Source organism: Acidisoma sp. L85 (assembly GCF_009765865.1).
Classification (GTDB): Bacteria; Pseudomonadota; Alphaproteobacteria; order Acetobacterales; family Acetobacteraceae; genus Acidisoma.
Genome location: NZ_LMUQ01000026.1, coordinates 82,163 through 99,265 on the forward strand (window position 1 = coordinate 82,163; position 17,103 = coordinate 99,265).

Annotated in this window: 14 protein-coding genes; 6 read left to right on the plus strand and 8 right to left on the minus strand. The window is 66.6% G+C overall.

Annotation, left to right across the window (positions count from 1 at the left end):
* Positions 1–61: 61 nt before the first annotated feature.
* Genes addA through tsaE form a run of 4 tightly spaced genes read right to left on the minus strand, consistent with a single transcriptional unit; the run spans position 62 to position 7,813 of the window.
* Positions 62–3,598 (minus strand): double-strand break repair helicase AddA, encoded by a 3,537-nt coding sequence (gene addA / locus GSQ83_RS06300; protein ID WP_158802040.1) that lies wholly within the window; start codon positions 3,596–3,598, stop codon positions 62–64.
* A complete protein-coding gene (addB, locus tag GSQ83_RS06305) occupies positions 3,595–6,606 on the minus strand; it encodes a double-strand break repair protein AddB (RefSeq protein WP_158802041.1) in 3,012 nt (1,003 codons plus the stop codon). Before addB ends, addA begins: the two co-directional genes overlap by 4 nt.
* Entirely contained in the window at positions 6,603–7,352 is a 750-nt protein-coding gene (locus GSQ83_RS06310; RefSeq protein WP_254065524.1) for a nucleotidyltransferase family protein, read from the minus strand. The genes addB and GSQ83_RS06310 overlap by 4 nt, the downstream gene beginning before the upstream one ends.
* Entirely contained in the window at positions 7,349–7,813 is a 465-nt protein-coding gene (gene tsaE / locus GSQ83_RS06315) for a tRNA (adenosine(37)-N6)-threonylcarbamoyltransferase complex ATPase subunit type 1 TsaE (RefSeq protein WP_158802042.1), read from the minus strand. The genes GSQ83_RS06310 and tsaE overlap by 4 nt, the downstream gene beginning before the upstream one ends.
* A 164-nt stretch (positions 7,814–7,977) precedes the next feature.
* Here tsaE and GSQ83_RS06320 point away from each other — a divergent pair, with 164 nt between their 5' ends.
* Positions 7,978–8,997: an NAD(P)/FAD-dependent oxidoreductase gene (locus tag GSQ83_RS06320; protein WP_158802389.1), complete on the plus strand. Its 1,020-nt coding sequence runs from the start codon at positions 7,978–7,980 to the stop codon at positions 8,995–8,997.
* A 24-nt stretch (positions 8,998–9,021) separates the two neighbouring features.
* On the opposite strand, the gene GSQ83_RS06325 is transcribed toward GSQ83_RS06320, so the two are convergent.
* Complete coding sequence (locus GSQ83_RS06325; protein ID WP_158802043.1) at positions 9,022–9,174, minus strand: DUF3309 family protein; 153 nt, start codon at positions 9,172–9,174, stop codon at positions 9,022–9,024.
* Between the two features lie 117 nt (positions 9,175–9,291).
* The gene (locus GSQ83_RS06330; protein ID WP_158802044.1) at positions 9,292–9,729 is read right to left on the minus strand and encodes an RbsD/FucU family protein; all 438 of its coding nucleotides are present in this window, start codon (positions 9,727–9,729) and stop codon (positions 9,292–9,294) included.
* Between the two features lie 135 nt (positions 9,730–9,864).
* On the opposite strand from GSQ83_RS06330, the gene GSQ83_RS06335 reads away from it, so the two are divergent.
* The 5 genes from GSQ83_RS06335 to GSQ83_RS06355 all read left to right on the plus strand — a co-directional run bounded on the left by GSQ83_RS06335 (position 9,865) and on the right by GSQ83_RS06355 (position 15,428).
* Positions 9,865–10,818 (plus strand): sugar ABC transporter substrate-binding protein, encoded by a 954-nt coding sequence (locus GSQ83_RS06335; protein ID WP_158802045.1) that lies wholly within the window; start codon positions 9,865–9,867, stop codon positions 10,816–10,818.
* A gap of 332 nt (positions 10,819–11,150) precedes the next feature.
* The gene (locus GSQ83_RS06340) at positions 11,151–12,632 is read left to right on the plus strand and encodes a sugar ABC transporter ATP-binding protein (RefSeq protein ID WP_158802046.1); all 1,482 of its coding nucleotides are present in this window, start codon (positions 11,151–11,153) and stop codon (positions 12,630–12,632) included.
* A complete protein-coding gene (locus tag GSQ83_RS06345; RefSeq protein WP_158802047.1) occupies positions 12,625–13,632 on the plus strand; it encodes an ABC transporter permease in 1,008 nt (335 codons plus the stop codon). The genes GSQ83_RS06340 and GSQ83_RS06345 overlap by 8 nt, the downstream gene beginning before the upstream one ends.
* Positions 13,629–14,624 (plus strand): ABC transporter permease, encoded by a 996-nt coding sequence (locus GSQ83_RS06350; RefSeq protein ID WP_158802048.1) that lies wholly within the window; start codon positions 13,629–13,631, stop codon positions 14,622–14,624. The genes GSQ83_RS06345 and GSQ83_RS06350 overlap by 4 nt, the downstream gene beginning before the upstream one ends.
* A 12-nt stretch (positions 14,625–14,636) precedes the next feature.
* Complete coding sequence (locus GSQ83_RS06355) at positions 14,637–15,428, plus strand: SDR family NAD(P)-dependent oxidoreductase (RefSeq protein ID WP_158802049.1); 792 nt, start codon at positions 14,637–14,639, stop codon at positions 15,426–15,428.
* A gap of 74 nt (positions 15,429–15,502) precedes the next feature.
* Here GSQ83_RS06355 and GSQ83_RS06360 read toward each other — a convergent pair whose 3' ends face one another.
* Complete coding sequence (locus tag GSQ83_RS06360) at positions 15,503–16,000, minus strand: phosphate-starvation-inducible PsiE family protein (RefSeq protein WP_254065525.1); 498 nt, start codon at positions 15,998–16,000, stop codon at positions 15,503–15,505.
* Between the two features lie 72 nt (positions 16,001–16,072).
* Positions 16,073–16,930, minus strand: a complete 858-nt coding sequence (locus GSQ83_RS06365) for a DUF2189 domain-containing protein (protein WP_158802051.1) — start codon at positions 16,928–16,930, stop codon at positions 16,073–16,075.
* Positions 16,931–17,103 lie beyond the last annotated feature (173 nt).

Here is a 17,103-nt window from a genome sequence, read left to right on the forward strand (position 1 = left end):
TGGGATGTTGACGTGAATCTGGTCCCTCGGCGGCTCCGGGGCAAGCTTTCGCTGCGGCGCGTCAGCCTTGTCCATGGGTTGTAGAAGGCCGCTGCGCGCCCGGCGCATGGGGATCGAGCAGCGACTCGGCAAGCTCGGCGACCGTCGCGGTCTCGGTCCAGACCAGGGCACAGCGGACACGGTGGTCTGGGAAGATCGCCCGCAAGAGGGCGCGGTAGGCCGCCATTTGGCGCAGATACAGCACCGGAGTCGCCTCCACGGCCTCGGGCGGCTGGCGGTTCGTCTTGTAGTCGATGGCGAGCACCACCCCATCCGAGACTGCCAGGCGATCCACGACGCCCGTGATCACCAGCCCGGCAACCTCGCCCGCGAGCGGCACCTCGGCACGGCTGCCGGGGGCGAAGGCCATGACGAGCGCCGGATGGCGAAGGAGGGCGACGACGCTTGCCGCGAGGCTTTGAGCTTCTTCACCACCAAGGCCGGTGCCGCTGCGGCCAAGATAGGCGCGCGCCGCGGCGAGCCGCTCCGGGTCCGGCAGCGCGGGCAAGTGCTGCAGCAGTCCGTGGATCAGGGTGCCGCGCCCGAACCGCTGCTCGGGCGCCACGCCGCGCAGCAGCGGAGAACCCGCCTGAGGTACCGGACCAAGTGACACGTTCTCCGGCCGGCTCGGCGCGAGGGGCTGAGGTCTGGCAGCCTCGGGCGGCGGCATGGCGGCTTGCCAGAACGGCGCCGTGCCCGCCCATTGTGGCAAAGCGGCGACAGCGGAAGCGGCTGCTGCCGTCTTGCGCTTGATGGGCCGACGCTGCGGCGAGTCGAGCGCCAGCCAGGCGCCTGGCCACTCAGTTTCGGGTATTGCGGACGGCACCGTCTCCGCGCCGATCGCCGCGAAGCCCTTGGCGGCGAGGCTGTGCCAGGACGCCATGTTGCCGCGTGTCGCCGTTTCCCAGCCGCAGATGATGAGACGGTCCTCGGCCCGCGTCAGCGCGACATAAAGGAGGCGGTGGTGCTCCTCCGTGGCGCGCTGCTGCATCGTCTGACGGAAAGCACGGCTGCGGTCGCAGTGCAGATCCTTGCGTGGGCAGAAGATGGGCAGATCGAGCTCGTCCTCCATCTGGTCCCGCATCCAGAGCAGTTGCACCCGATCCGCAGCGGGCAATGCGCCGCTATCTGCGAGAATGACCAGAGGCGCTTGCAAACCCTTGGAGGCATGGACGGTCATGATCCGCACGGCATCGCCCGCCGCGTCCGGCTCACGCTTCGCCTCTGCGGTGGACTGGCGCAGCCAGTGGAGAAAGCCCTGCAGCGAGGGCGGATGCGCGGCGGCATAGGCTAGGGCGGCGCCCAGCAACTCATCGACGGGCTCGGCGGCTTCCGGTCCCAGCCGAGCGAAAAGCCTGGCGCGTCCGCCCTGGGCGCCGAGCGCCTGGGTGAGGAGCGCATGCGGCGAGGCGTAATCGACACGTGCGAGCAAGGCGCGAAAATGGGCGAGGGCGGCGGTCCATTCGGGCCGCTCGATCGCACGGGCCTGGAGCGCATCGTAGAGGCGATCCTGTGGCCGTCCGGCGGCGAGCGCCATCAGACTGTCGTCGGACAGACCACCGAGCGGACTGGTGAGCCAACAGGCGAACGAGAGGTCGTCCTCGGGCAATAGCAGCGCGTCGCAAAGGGCGATGAGGTCCTGCACCGCGGGCTGGCGCACGAGCGTGAGGCGATCGAGTCCGGCGACTGGGACCCCCGCCGCCTTCAGCGCGCGGACCAGCGCATTCGCCATCGGCGCGCGTTTGCGCAGGAGGATGAGGATATCGCCCGGGCGCAGTGGCCGCCCTTGGCTTTCCAGCATCGCGCCTTCGGCGATCTGCCGCGCGATCCAGGCGGCGACTGCCCGCGCCACGGTCTCGGGGCCGGAGGTCTGGGCGAGGTTGCGCTCGGGAATGGTCCAGGCTTGCGGCGGAGCCTTCTGCGGCTGTGGGACAAGCGGCCAGATCTCGACGCGCCCGGCATCGTCCGGCCGGGCAGAGACATGCGCGAGCGGCGGGGCGCCGGGTTCCACCACGCCCTGCCGCGCGGTGGGATCGGCGAAGACTGCGTCAACCAGTTGCAGCACCGGCCTAGTCGAGCGGAAGGAGACGTCGAGCGCGCCGTCATGCCAGGGTTCGGCGGCCGCGCGGACCCGCTCAGCGAGCACGCGGCGCCATTCGTCGAAGGAGGCGAGGTCCGCGCCCTGGAAGCCGTAGATCGACTGTTTGCGGTCGCCCACGGCGAAGACCGTCCGGGGCTCCTGCCGCGCGCCGGTGCCGGCGAAGAACTCGGCGGTGAGGCTGCCGGCGATGGTCCATTGCGCGGGCGCCGTGTCCTGCACCTCGTCCAGCAGCAGATGGTCGAGGCCGTGGTCCATTTTGAACAGCACCCAGGCGGCGCCCGGATCATGCAGCAAGGCATTGGAGCGCGTGATGAGATCGCCGTAATCCATCAGCGCCTCGCGCTGCCGCCGCTTGGTTTGACCACGCAGTACCGGCAGCGCCAGGCGCAGGAAGGACGCGGAGAGATCCGCGAGCCGGGTCGCGGCGAAGGCGTCGGTCAGGCCGACGAGGCGGCTCTGCTCGGCCTCGATGATGGGCCAGATTTCAGGCCGTGCGGCGTCCAGGCCCTTGTTGACGAAGAATTTCTGGGCAGTGGCGGTCTCGTCCTTGTTGAGGAAGCCGCGCAGCCAGGTGTCCCAGGCCGCTTTTCTTTCAGGTGCGGGCAGCGCGAGCCAATCCAGCAGGCGCAGCGCCCTCTCTTTCGCGGAGGCGGTGCCGCCAGCGGCGATGCCCTCAAGCGCCGCCCGAACGTGGCTTTCACGCGGCCAGTTTAGCGCGGCCGCCCAAAGCTCTGCCTCCGACCGGTGGGCGCCGAGGGCTATCCGTTGCCGTGCGACCAGGGCTTCCGTGTCATGGCGAAGCAGTCCCGACATGCGCTCCCGCGCGCCATCGACTTCGCGGATCAGGCGGTCGAGGTCGTCGGCGCTGATCTGGCCGGCGAGGCTATCCACCGCGTGTCGCAGGGCGGGTTCCTCATCGCGCATCCCAGCGAGCATGCGCTCCTGCTCCTCCCGCAGGCTGAGCTGGGCATCGCGCTCGTCCAGCAGGCGGAAATGCGGGGAGATGCCGGCTTCGAGAGGGAAACGACGGAGCAGCGACTGGCAGAAGGCGTGGATGGTGTCGATCCGCATCCCGCCTGGAAGGTCGAGCACGGTGGCGAATAGCGCTCGAGCCCGCTGCCGCACCGCTTCCGATCGTTCCGCGCCCAGCTCCCGCAACCCGTCATCGAGGTCGGTGTCGTCGAGCGTTACCCAGCGCCCGAGCCGGTCTTGCAGCCGCAGCGCCATTTCGGCGGCGGCGTTGCGGGTGAAGGTCAGGCAGAGGATGCGGCCGGGATGCACGCCGGCGAGCATGAGGCGCAGCAGCCGGTCGGTGAGAAGCTTGGTCTTCCCGGATCCCGCGGAGGCCGCGACGAAGGTCGAGACTTTCGGGTCGGACGCGGCTTGCTGATGGCCGGTGGCGCGAGCGCGCGCTTCGGCCACCGCATCGGTGGGGCTGTCGTCGGCGAGGGCGCTCATGTCGCATCCTCCCCGCTGCCACCCCATTCGCCGAGCCGGGCAAGTTGGCCGTATGCCGAGTCACGCACGATGCGGCCGGGATGCGGACGCGCGAGATAAGGCGTGGCGGGGTCGTTGAAACGCGCCACTAAGGCAGCCAGCGCCTCGACCGCCTGAGCCGCGAGATTGGCGAGCAAAGCCGCGTCACCGTCGCCGATGATCACGAGGTTGCCCGGGTCATGGCCGCCCTGGAGCCGCCAATAGGCGAGTTCGCCAGCCGGTCCGGTCACTTCATCGCCGAAGGCGCCGAGCGCGGCCATCGCCGCTTCCAGCACGAGCTGCGGCCGATGGCCGTCGATCACCTGCTGCGCGGGCGGCGGCGCGCCGGTCTTGTAGTCGATGATGGCGAGGGTACCGTCCGTGCGCCTCTCGATCCGGTCGGCTCGGCCGGTCAGCGTGAAGGGTCCGCTGGGCGTTTGCAGCACAAGTTCGCCCGAGCGTTCGGTGGCGACCGCGGCGATCTCGATCAGCGCGCGGCGGCGGGTCTCCTCCCCGGCGATCCAATCGGCGATGCGGAGCAGGCGCGGGCGCCACCAGTTGGCCAGCGCCGGTCGAAGGCGGGCCTCGCCGAGAGCGCGCTCCATCGCGACGCGCAGCCTTTCCGGCGAGGCAGCGTTCCAGGTCGCAGCGGCCTCCGCGAGGAACAGTTCCATGCCGCGATGGACGAGGCGGCCATAATCGGCGGCATCCGTCGCCTGGTCGATCGGGTCCAGCTCGCGCAGGCGGAGGATGCGCTGTGCATAGAGGGCGTAGGGATCAGCGATCCAGGTCTCGATCTGGGTAACGCTGAGCCTGCGCGGACGTTGCGCCACCGGCGGGCGGGGTGCGGGCGGCGATACGGGGCGCGGCGCCCCTTGTGGCTGATCCAGCGCCTCGGCCCAGCGGGCTGCGGGATGTTCGGGAAGCGTGATGCCGCCGCCAGCGAGCAGCGCCTCCAGTCGTTTGATCCAGCGCGCGGGCACGGCCGGAGCGCCGTTCAACCGGCGCGGGGTGCTCAGGACGACGGTGGGGGCGGCGCAGGCGAGGGACACGAAGTCATGCGCGGCCTGGCCGATCGCCTCCTCAGGCGACGGCAAGCCGGCCTCCTCGCGCATCCGGCGGCTCAGCCAGGGGCCGGGGTCGGTGGCGGGTGGCCAGACGCCTTCGACCAAGCCGCCGAGAACGATCAGCTCCGCGCTTTGCAAGCGGGCCTCAAGGGCGCCCCAGATGAAAACGCGGGGATGCAGCGTGGCGCCGCTGCCACGTTCCCGGCCGCGCAGCGCGCGGCGGCTACGCACCACGGCGCCCTCCAAAAGCGCGTCTAACAGGCCGGGTAGGGTCGCGGGCAGGCAATCCGGCAGCGTCGCCAGGGCGGGCAAAGCGTCGGCCAGCAGCGTGGCGACAGCTTCGCCTTCCTCGGCGGCCCATAGGACATCCGCGCCGTCCTCCTCGTCATTCGCGGCGACCGCTTCAGCGCTGGCTAAAAGTCCCGACAGAAGGGCGGCGGGAGAGGCGGCGAAAGTGCCATCGGCGATACGCAGCAGCGGCAGCAGCGCCGCCTGAACCCGGTCGAGCAAGTCGCGCGCAATGACCGCATCCGCCTCCTTGACGCGCCGTGCCAGACCGAGAGCTTGGCGCAGGCCGGGCAGGCCCGGCGAAGGCCGCGGGCCTCGCAAGCAGATACCTTCGAGCTTGCGCGCGGCGGCCCGGCACTCAGCGGGCGGCAGGCCAAAGGCGGCGAGAGGGTGTTTCAGGAGAGAGAGCAGCGGCACCGGGGCGAGACCCTCCGCCACCGCCTGGGCGAGCAGGCGCAGCAGGGTCGCGGGGGGTGTCTCGGCGAGGCTTTCACCGGCGCTGTCATCGGCGAGGACGCCGAACCGGCCGAGTTCTGCCGCCACCCGCGCCGCCAAGGCGCGATCGGGCGTTACCAGCACGGCGCGGCTGCGGGGCGTTTCCAGCGTGTCGCGGAGAATGAGGGCGATGGCGACCGCTTCCTGCTGCTGGTCGGTTGCTCGCAGCCTCGACAGGCCCGCGGTCGCACCTTCCAGACTCGCCGTGTCGCCCTGGCGCCAATCGCCGAGGGCTTCCGCGGGAAGCAGCGCGCGAGAGAAAACAGCGAAGCGGGAAGGCGGCGGACGAGGAGGCGCGCCACTCTCGAAGTCCCGCACATCGCCGCTCGTCGCGCCCATCGCGGTGAGGAAATGGCCCAGCCCGTGTTGCGGATGACCATGGGTTAGGCTCTTCCACGCCGCGTCCGGCATGCCGTGGTCGAGGCCAGGAAGAATAACCGCGCCCTGCGGCAGGCCAGCGACGATCCGGGCGAGGCGGGCGACCGCCGGAATGCCGCCGGTCACGCCCGCGACCCAGACCGGCGCCTCGGGCGGTGCTGCCTTCCAGGCCTCGGCCTGAGCGCGCAGGAGTGCGTTCTGTCGCGCGACCGGATCCATCAAGCCAGTCTCGGCAAGAACGGCCGGCCATTGCTCCGTCGCGATGGTCAGGAAGGTGAGGGTCTTCTGCCAATGTGCGGCGAGTTCCTCGGGCACCGCGGCTTCCAATGCCTGAGCGAGCGGCACCTCGGCGCGCTCGGCCTCGTCGAGCAGCCGGGCCAGCTCGCGGGCGAGGCGCCAGGCGGCGTCCAGTCCGGCGCCGACACCCATCGCCTGTTCGAGCGCCAGAATGAGGCGGGTGAGGGCGGCCAGGCGCTGCGCTTCAGGAATAGCCGGAGCCAGCAAGTCCGAGGTGCCACCGAGGATCAGCGGCGTTTCGTCCGGCGCGCCGATCGCCGCGATGCGCGGCAGCAGCATCGGCCGCCCGTCGGTGGCTCGCAGGAATGCCTCGCCTAGGGACCGCGCGGCGCGCCGCGTGGGCAGTAGAATAAGCCCCTCGGCCTGCGCCAGAGGAGATGGACCTTGGCGGTCGAGCCAGATTGCCGCCAGCGTGTCGAGGAAGGGGCGGTCGGGCGGGATGTCGAAAAGCTGGAGCGGCCTCACCGAGGCTCCCCGGAGACATGATCGCGCAGACGGTTTTCGGCCCAGGCGAGGTCGGCGGGTCTCGAGAGGTGGAACCACAACCCGTCATGGACGACGCCGCGCAGCCGCTCTTTCGCCATGGCGCGATCCCAGAGCCGGTTCATGCTGAAGGGTGCGGGCGGCGCGTCCTGGAACAGGCGGGGCGTGAGGATCTGGAGACCGGCAAAGACATAGGGCACGATCTCGCGCTCACGCGGACGGCGGGGGATGCCCCAGCGATCCAGCGCGAAATCCCCTGCGCCGACTTCGCCCACAACATGGGCGCCGCGATGAAAGGCCAGCACGCCATCGGCCTCCGTCTCCGCTGTCATCGCACCCGCAAGACGGTCGAGGATTGGAATTGGGCCGTCGAGCCAGAAGGCGTCGCCGTTGATGACGTAGAAGGGCGCCTCGCCGAGCCAGCCGCGCGCCAGCGCCGTGGCCACGGCGCCGCCGGTGCCCAGCAGCGTCGTCTCGTCCAGCACCCGCACGGCGGGACCATTCACGCGCCCGGCAAGATGGTCGGCAACGGCTTTCGCCTGCCAATGGGCATTGACGACGACCTGTCGCACCCCCACCGCCGCAAGGCGATCCAGCGCATGGTCGAGAAGGGCCCGGCCCTGCAACTGGAGCAGCGCCTTGGCGGTCCCATCGGTCAGCGGCCGCATGCGCGTGCCGAGGCCGGCGGCGAGAACCATCGCGTGGGTCGGCATCTTTGGCCCGGTCATGCGCTGGCGAGCCCCGCGAGCAGCGTGGGCGATCCGCTCAGGCTGGCAAACCGGCTGTCGTCCGGCCCGATGGAAAGCGTGATCGTCAGAGCCTCAGGCGGCGTCTCGCCCAGGCGCTCCGGCCATTCGATGAGGGCGATGTCCCGCACCGCTTCCTCCAGGCCCAGCTCGGCGAGATCATCGGCGCGGTCGATGCGCCAGAGGTCGTAGTGATGCACCGGACCCGCAGGCGTGTCGTAAGTTTGCACCAAGGTGAAGCTCGGGCTTGGCACGTCGAGCGCCGGATCGCCGGTCAGCGCGCGGAGCAAGGCGCGGGCGAAGGCGGTTTTCCCCGCGCCAAGCTGACCTTGCAGCAAAACGACATCGCCTCTCCGCAGCAGAGGCGCGAGCCGCGCCGCCAGTGCCTCCGTTGCCGCAAGTGTTGGCAGGGCGAGGGTCGTCGAGTCGGGTGGTGCGAGCATGGCGGCGACCATGCCTCAAGGGTGATGGGACCGGAAGCGCGTCAGGGGAGGAGATGATCGGTCTCATCATGCTTCGGTTGCGAGCTAGGAAAGACGGTTTTGGCGGTGGCGCGGGTGCTGCTTTAAGGTCCGGCCCTTGTCCGATGAAGACGGGGTTTGGCGGCATGGCTGAGGTTATCGAGACGGATGTTGCCATCGTCGGCGCCGGTCCGGTCGGGCTTTTCGCGGTTTTCGAATGCGGCATGCTCAAGATCCGCAGCGTGCTGATCGACGCGCTGGACGCCGTTGGCGGGCAATGCACCGCGCTCTATCCGGAGAAGCCGATTTACGACATCCCGGCCTATCCCGCGATCGAGGCCGGCGACCTGGTTGGCCGGCTTGAGGCGCAGATCGAGCCCTTCGCGGCTCCCCGGCTGCTCGGGCGGCGGGTGATCGGTCTGTCAGGCCAGGCGGGCGCCTTCACCCTCACCACGGATCGCGGCGATACGATTTTGGCGCGGGCGGTGATCATTGCGGCGGGGGCTGGGGCTTTCGGCCCGAACCGGCCGCCGATCGAGGGGCTCGAAGCCTACGAGGCGACAGGCGGCGTGCAGTATTACGTGCGGCGGCGCGAGGATTTTCGCGGCCGCCGGGTGGTGATCGCGGGGGGCGGCGATTCGGCGGTGGATTGGGCGCTCGCTTTGAAGGACATCGCGGCCTCCGTCGCTGTCATTCACCGGCGGCCGAAATTCCGCGCCGCTCCCGAGATGGCGGCGCGGCTGGATGAGGCGGCGGCGCGCGGCGAGATCGAGATGGTCATCCCGTTCCAGCTACACGGCCTGCGGGGCGAGGCGGGCGCTTTGACGGCTGTCGAGGTCGCGACACTGCAGGGCGAGGTGCGCAGCCTGCCGGCGGATGTGTTGCTGCCCTTTTTCGGGCTGGCAATGGATTTAGGGCCGATCGCGGAATGGGGGATCGCTTTGGAGCGTCATCACGTCCCCGTGACAGCGGCGACCTGCGAAACGAGTCTGCCCGGCGTTTTCGCCATTGGCGACGTCGCGCATTACGCGGGGAAGCTGAAGCTTATTCTTCAGGGATTTTCGGAAGCGGCGATGGCCGCCCATGCGATCCACCCCCTCGTGCATGAGGGGGTGGCGCTGCATTTCGAGTATTCGACCAGCAAAGGCGTGCCGGAAGCGGCATGAAATACCATCCGCCGGCACGCCTACTCAGCCGACGACGAGTAGTATGATGATGATGATGACAACGAGGCCAAGGCCGCCGCCGAGGCCATAGCCATAGTTCGTGAAGCCGCCGCCCCAGAAACCGTAGCCGCCGCCAAATAGCAGTAGCAGGATCAGGATAATGAGAATCAGGCGCATCGCCGGGTGCCTCTTTCCGATAATTAACTAAACGTTAGCTGGATCGGTTTCCCGGCTTGGCAAGGATCGGGGTGCAGAGCTCGGTCGCTCGTTGCCGCATCACAATAATTGGTGATACTACTCGCCCGGCTGCAGGACGCCCTTCTTGAGGATGAGGCAGCCATACAGGCGCCGTTCACCCGTGGCGACGACCGCATAGGCGGTCTTCGCGCGTTCATAGAAGGCGAAACGTTCCACCGGCGTGAGCGCGAATTCCTTGCCACCGAATTTCGTTATCAATCCCGCGAATTCGCTTGCGATGGGCGCGAGTTCGTCAGGCGCATGGACCTGTCTCATGCAGAAAGCGGCCTCTTTCTCGAAGCCATCGAGCGGCATGAGCCGTAGCACGGCTTCCGCCATATGGGTGGCGCTGACGCCATCCGCGCGGACAACGCGCTTGCCCATGCTGGTGGCGGGGAAATTGGCGTCGACGATCACGATTTCGTCGCCATGGCCCATCGCCCGCAGGATAGCGAGAAGCTCCGGACCGATGATGGGGTCGATATGTCGCAGCATGGCGTGTCTCCTCGGCGCATTGGCGCGTGTTTATCGAAAGGTACACCACGGGCGGGGTAGGGCGGCAAGCTTCGCCGTGTTACGGGCGGCGCGAGTATGGCCCGCGAGAAGCCGTGGACTGGGGGGTGAGGCGGAATGGTCAAGATAGTGGCGCGGCTCGGTGCGATGCTGCTGATAGGCGCGAGCCTCCTCGTGGCGTTGGGACGCGCGGAGGCCAAGGATCTGACGGTGGCCTGGGTCCATGGGGATGCCGCCGCTCCGGCCGAGAAGCGGGTGCGCGACGGTCTTGGCGCCTATCTCAAAGACCATGACCTGCACTGGACGCTGCGCGAATCCAACGCTGGCGGCTCTACCAAGAAAGTGGCGGCGGATTTCGCGGCGGCGGTGGCGCTCGGGCCGGATGCGATACTCGTCAGCATGGCCGATCTCGGCGCGGCGCGCGACGCGATCGATGCGGCGACCGCGCGGCACATTCCGGCTTTCGCGGTGGATAGCGGCTGGATGCCGGGCATTCTCGTCAATGTCACCACGAACAACTGGCAGATGTCGGCCGAGGTCTCGGCCTATCTCGTCGATCTCATGGGCGACAGAGGCGGCATCATCATGTTCACGCAGGACGGCACGCGCAATGTGCGGGAGCGCGTCGATACGATGAGCGCGGTGCTCAAGGAAACGCCGGAGGTGCAGGTGCTCTCGACCCACGATATCGATGATCGCAATGTCTATACCGACACCGAACGCGCGATGCAGGATTATGCGACGCGCTTCGGCAACAAGATCACCGCGGTCTGGACGCCGAGCGACAAGTCGGCCGCGGCCGTTGTAGCGGCGCTGAAAGCGACAGGGCTGCGCGCTTATGTCACCGGGATGGACGGCGAGCCGCAGGCTCTGCGAGCGATTTGCGCGCCGGGCGGCATGCTTGTCGCGACGGCGCGGCAGGAGTTCGAGACTTTCGGCGCCCTGTCGGCGGAATGGATTGAGGCGGTCGCCGACCAGAACGCGGATCCGCGCAAGCTGATCCCAACGCGCACGGTGTACCTGCCGGCGCGGATTTTCACGCGGGCGGATTGCGCGGTGGCGAAGCCTTAGACACGTTGTGGGAAATCCCGCTCGGACAAGCGCGTGTGTCCTGGTCTCCTGCGGTTGAACTAACCAGCATCGTCATGCTCGGCGAAGGCCGGGCATCCACGCCTTTCTTGCGTGACGAAGTCAAGGCGTGGATCCTCAGCCTTCGCCGAGGATGACGGTGGTTGGCCGTGCACGTGACCGGCGCCGAAACGGCAGACCACGAACAGACGGCGTCCTTCGTCCAGCCCGTGCTAGTTTGTCAGCCCCTCCCCTTTGCGATAGCGTTTCGCTGTTAAGAGGCCGGAAAACCGGCCTCGTGCCGGAAGCCAGGCGATAGGGAGTGCGGAAGCGCGGTGCCAAAATTCCTCGAGATGACCGGCATTTCGAAGCAATTCGGCGGCGTGAGGGCGCTTTCCGATGTCGATCTCGACATCGCGGCGGGTGAGGTCCATTGCCTCGCGGGCGAGAACGGATCCGGCAAATCGACGCTGATCAAGATCATCTCGGGCGTCCAGCCGCCCGAGCCCGGCGGCCGCATCATGATCGACGGCCATGAGGTCAGCGGGCTGACACCCGCCGAGAGCATCCGGCGGGGTATCCAGGTGATCTATCAGGATCTCTCGCTGTTCCCCAATCTGACCGTCGCCGAGAATATCGCGGTCGAGCGGCATCATGGCCTGCATGCCGTCAACTGGTCCGCGATCCGCGACACCGCGCAGGCCGCGATGCAGCGCGTCGGGGTTTCGATCGATCCGCAAAGCTTCGTCGCGGATCTGTCGATCGCGCAGCGCCAGTTGGTCGCGATCTGCCGCGCCATCGCGAATGATGCACGCCTCGTCATCATGGACGAGCCTACGGCTTCACTCACCCGGCACGAGGTGGATGCGCTGCTCGCGCTGACACTCGAACTCAAGCGCCGCGGCGTGGCGGTGGTTTTCGTGAGCCACCGGCTGGACGAAGTGTTGGAGATCGCCGAGCGGGTCACCGTGCTGCGCAACGGCGAAAAGAAAGGCACCTTCGAGGCGCGCGACATGACCGATCGCCGGCTGGTCGAACTCATGACCGGCAAGTCCTTCAATTACGAGTTGAGCGAAACCGATCTTTCGGCGGCGCCAGTCGTGCTGGCGGTGCGAAACCTCTCGCGCGCCGGCGATTACGACGACATTAGCTTCGAGGTGAAGGCCGGCGAGATCCTCGGCATTACCGGACGGCTTGGATCCGGCCGCACAGAACTCGCGCTGTCGCTGTTCGGCATGAGCCCGCCGGATCACGGCGAAATCCGGATCAAGGATCGACCGCTGCAGCTTAGCTCGAACCGCGAGGCGATCGCGAATGGCATCGCCTATGTCTCGGAAGACCGGCTTTCCCTCGGCCTCATCATGGAGCAGCCGATTTCATCCAATATCGCGCTGCCCGTGCTCGAACGGTTACGCGGGCCCTTTGGTCTCGTGCAGGCCGGCCGATGGCGCGAGACGGTACGGCGCTGGATCGCCGATCTCGGCATCAAGGTTTCGGATCCTGAAAACCCGGTACGCACGCTGTCAGGCGGCAACCAGCAGCGCGTGGTGTTGGCGAAATGGCTGGCGACCGAGCCGAGCCTGCTCATCCTGGATAGTCCGACGGTTGGTGTGGATATCGGCGCCAAGGACGGCATCTACCAGATCGTGCGTGATCTCGCGGCGTCAGGTCTCGCGGTCATCATGATCTCGGATGAAATTCCAGAGGTGCTGTATCACGCGGATCGCATCCTGATCATGCAGGAGGGGCGCATCGCCGGCGAATATCTGCCACATCAGGTGACGGAGGCCGCGCTGCGGCAAGCCGTGGATGCGTAACGCTCTTCGTCGTTTCGGCCGCACGCATGAGGCGCGGCTACTACTCGTCACCGTCGCGCTCATGATCTTCTTGTCCTTCGCGACGAAGAACTTTTTCACGATCCAGAACGCGCTCGACCTGCTCACTTCCTATGCCTTTCCGGGCATGATGGCGGCGGGGCTGGTGGTTGTGCTGGTGGCGGGCGGGCTCGACATATCCTTCACCGCCGTCGCCTCGATCGCGCAATATCTCGCGGTGCTCGCGGCCAATCACTACGGCATCGGCTGGCTGGGTCTGTTCGGGATCGCGCTGGCGGTGGGCACCGCGCTCGGTCTGCTCAACGCGCTGCTGGTCACCGGTTTACGGATCGCGAGCATCATCGTGACCATCGCCATGCTGAATGTCTATTATGGCTTGCTGATGTTCGTCACTGGCGGAGACACGATCAACTCGCTGCCGGATTGGTTCGCCAATGGCCTATCCTGGGTGGTCGCCTTCGACTCACATCAGAATCCCTATATCCTCAACATGCAGATGATTGGCCTGGTTTTGGCCTTCATCATGACCTGGCTGCTGCTCAATCGCACCAGCGTCGGGCGGCAATTGCGTGCGTTGGGCGGCAATCCGGAGGCCGCTAAGCGGGTCGGCTTCAACGTGCTGCGGCTCAATATGGTCGCCTACGGTTATATGGGTTTCATGGCGGGCCTTGCCTCGCTGGTGCAGGCGCAAGTCGCGCAGACCGTGATGCCCAATGCGCTGGTCGGTCGGGAACTTGATGTGCTCGCCGCGGTCGTGCTGGGCGGGGCGAGCCTGTTCGGCGGGGTCGGCACGGTGCTCGGCACGATCCTGGGTCTAGCGCTGCTCGCGATCCTGCAGAACGGTCTAATCCTGCTTGGCGTCGCGTCGTTCTGGACGGAGTGCTTTACCGGGATCGTGTTCCTGGTGGCCGTTTCGACCATCGCCTGGGAGCGGCGCCGGCAGCGCCTCGCGATACGGCGCGTGATCGGAACCGCAGCATGAGCGCGCTCGGCCCTTTCAATCGCGCGACCGCGCGCCTGGGTCCGGTCAATCGGCGGCTGATCCTGCTGCTGGTCGCCCTCGTCATCGTCTTTGGGCTGCTGCTAGGTCATCGGCTGTTCAACGCGGCGTCGCTGCGTTCGATGGCCTATCAGCTACCGGAACTTGGCATTCTATCGCTCGCCATGATGATCCCGCTGCTCTCCGGCGGCCTGGATCTTTCCATCATCGCGACGGCGGATCTCTCGGCGCTCGCGATGGCCTGGATCCTTACCCATATGGTGCCGGCCCATCCTGGATTCGCCTGGGTGGCGTGGCAGGTGGCGGCGATTGTCGCGGGCCTGGTGCTGGCCGCCATCGTCGGCATGCTGAATGGCCTTATCATTGCCTATCTCGAAGTGTCACCGATCCTGACGACGCTCGGCATGATGACGCTGATCAAGGGCATAAGCATCGGCCTCACGCATGGCGGTGTCCTGTCCGGCTTCCCGGCGCCGATCGTTTTCATCGGCAATGGCGACCTCTGGGGCGTGCCGATCGTTCTGCTGATCTTCGTAGCGCTCGCCATTCCGGTCGGAATCATGCTGACGCGCTCGCCTTTCGGACAAGTGCTCAACATGCTTGGCTCGAACGAGGCGGCGACGCGCTATTCGGGCGTCGACACGCGACGCGCCTTGGTGAAGGTCTATATTCTGTCGGGCGTGCTGGCGTCCGTCGCGGGCGTCGTCATGATGGCACGCTTCAACTCAGCCAATGCGGCCTATGGCGAGAGTTATTTGCTTGTCACCATCCTGGCGGCGGTGCTGGGCGGCATCTCGCCCTCCGGCGGCTTCGGCAAGGTGACGGGGTTGGTTTTCGCCCTGGTGATCCTTCAGCTGATCTCCACCGCCTTCAATCTGCTAAACTTCAGCCAGTTCCTGACGCTGGCAATCTGGGGCGCGACCTTAATCCTGGTCGCCGGAGTGACGCGGCTACGCGAGCATTTTTTGCGGTAACGGGAGAACGCCATGCAGCGCTTCGACGACAAGGTCGTCATTGTGACGGCCGCCGCCTCCGGTATCGGCCTCGCTGCGGCAAGACGTTTCGCGTCCGAGGGTGCCACTCTGGTTCTCGCCGACAGTGATCTCGCGAAACTGGAGCATGCGGCCGCGTCCTTCGATTTGCCGCTCCGCCGTTTGCGCATGCGGCGCGTGGATATGGGGGAACGGGCGGAAGTCGAGGCGCTGGTGGCCTATGCCGTGGACGCGTTCGACGGCATCGACGTGCTGGTGAACAATGCCGGGGTCAGCGCTTTCGGCTATGTCAGTGAGATCGCTCCCCAGATGTGGGAACGGGTGATCGCGGTTACGCTCAGTTCGGTTTTCTATGCGAGCCGCGCCGCTTTGCCGCATCTGATCGAGCGCGGCGGCTGCATCGTCAATACCGCCTCGATCTCCGGCCTTGGCGGCGATGTCGGCTTCGCCGTCTACAACGCGGCGAAGGGTGGGGTTGTGAACCTGACGCGCGCACTGGCGATCGACCATGCTTCGGACGGTGTGCGCGTGAATGCGATATGTCCGGGGGTGACGGGAACCGGCTCAACCGCCTGGATGCGCAAGCACAGCGTGATCATGGACAGTTTCGAGGAGCGCTTGCCGATGGGCCGCATGGGCCGGCCCGAGGAAATGGCCGGCGCTATCGCCTTCCTGGCCTCCGAGGACGCCTCGTATATCACCGGCATCAATCTGGTGGTGGATGGCGGGCTCAGCGCCTGCACGGGCCAGCCCGCTTTCCGCAAGCTCGTCGAGACGGCGGAGTAGTTTCCGGCGTCCTCCGCGACTGATCGCTTGGACGTCGCATTGGAATCAACGTCGATCAAGGAGCGGAAATTGCTTCAGGGCGCCTTGTCCGCCCGCTCCTCGGCCGCGCCCCGCCATAACGCGGACGTGGTTGCCGGCGGCTGATCGTTGTCCCGCACCAGCCAATAGACGACGCCGAGGGCGAGAATGGCGCCGGCGACCGCCGCGGTCTCGCCCACCTGAATCTCCCTCAGATCGAGCAGGATGAATTTGCGCAGCGTCGCGAGCATGCCGATGAGGATGAGCGAGCGAATCCGAACGACATTGGTCTGCGTCGAGGAGACGAGCAGGAAGGAACGTTTGAATTCGAGGCCGATGAGAATGGTGAAGAATATCGCGAAGAGATCCGGATAGATCTCGGGGTCTGTCGGATCGAGTTTTCCGGCGAGGATCAGCCCAATCGTCTCCAGCGCCAAATGCCAGGTCGCGAAGGCAATCATGAGCACGATGAGGATGGTGAGAACGAGCATCACGAGATGCTCGAAGGTCTCGTAAAGCGTATCACCGATGAAGCGACGCAGGGCGCTTTGCATGAGGTCTCCGGTCATGGAAAAGCCGCCGCGTTGGTCCCGCGGCGGCGGCTCAGCGCGCTCTCGGCGCGAGAATTAGGCGACCAGGCGGCGGTACAAATGCCAGGTGGCGTGACCCAGGACCGGCATGACGACCGCGAGACCGATGAAGATCGGAATGCAACCCAAGATCAAGCCTACCGCGATCACCAGTCCCCATATGGCGATCGGGCCAGGATTGGTCATCGTCGCGCGAACCGAGGTGCTGATCGCCTGCCTCGCTGTGACATTGCGGTCGAGCAATATGGGAAAGGATACGACAGTGATCGCCAGCACGACGACCGCGAAAAGAAAGCCGATGCCGAGACCGAGAATAAGCAAGGCCCAGCCGCCGCTCGTGGTGAAGACGACACGGATCAGCGACGGCAGAGTCGTCGGATAGGCCGGCCCGAGCGTCGCGTCGTACAGGCCGATCGCGACGGCCTGCCAGACGAGAAAAATCCCGACGAGCAGCAAGCCGAGCAGTGCGATGGCGCCGATCGCGGGCGAGCGAACGATGGTGAGGGCGTCGAACCAGGAAACATGTAGGCCTTGTTCGCGCCGCCGGCTCATCTCGTTGATGCCGATCGCGGCCAAGGGGCCGACCAGCGCAAAGCCGCTAATGAGGGGCAGAAGCATATGCGGCATCCCGCCGAAAGCCAGGCAGGCCATGACGATGCCGAGAACCGGATAGATGATGCAGACGAAAATGACGTCCGTGCGGATCGCCGCGAAATCCGCCAGGCCAGCGGAGAGGGCGTCTCGGATATCCTGGATGCCGATCTTTCGTACGATGATCGGCGCATCCGCCGCCTTGGCCTGCCCCCAGTAATCGGCGGGTGTGGCGGAGCCGACCGAATGCACCGAATCTCTCAGGCTATCCCAGGTCCAGGTACCCGGATTTCTGATTGCCATCTTGTTCCTCCATCGCAGGGAGTTCGCGCCGCCGTGGCCGCTGCCTCTGAGATGGTCCGATCAGAAGTGCGCCGGGACGATCCTCCGCTCGATGAAAGTTTTACCCCCGATCCGATGATTTGTCCCGTGTCTCGCATCGGACGCAGGGCTGGCGAGCGTCATCGCCAGCCCTT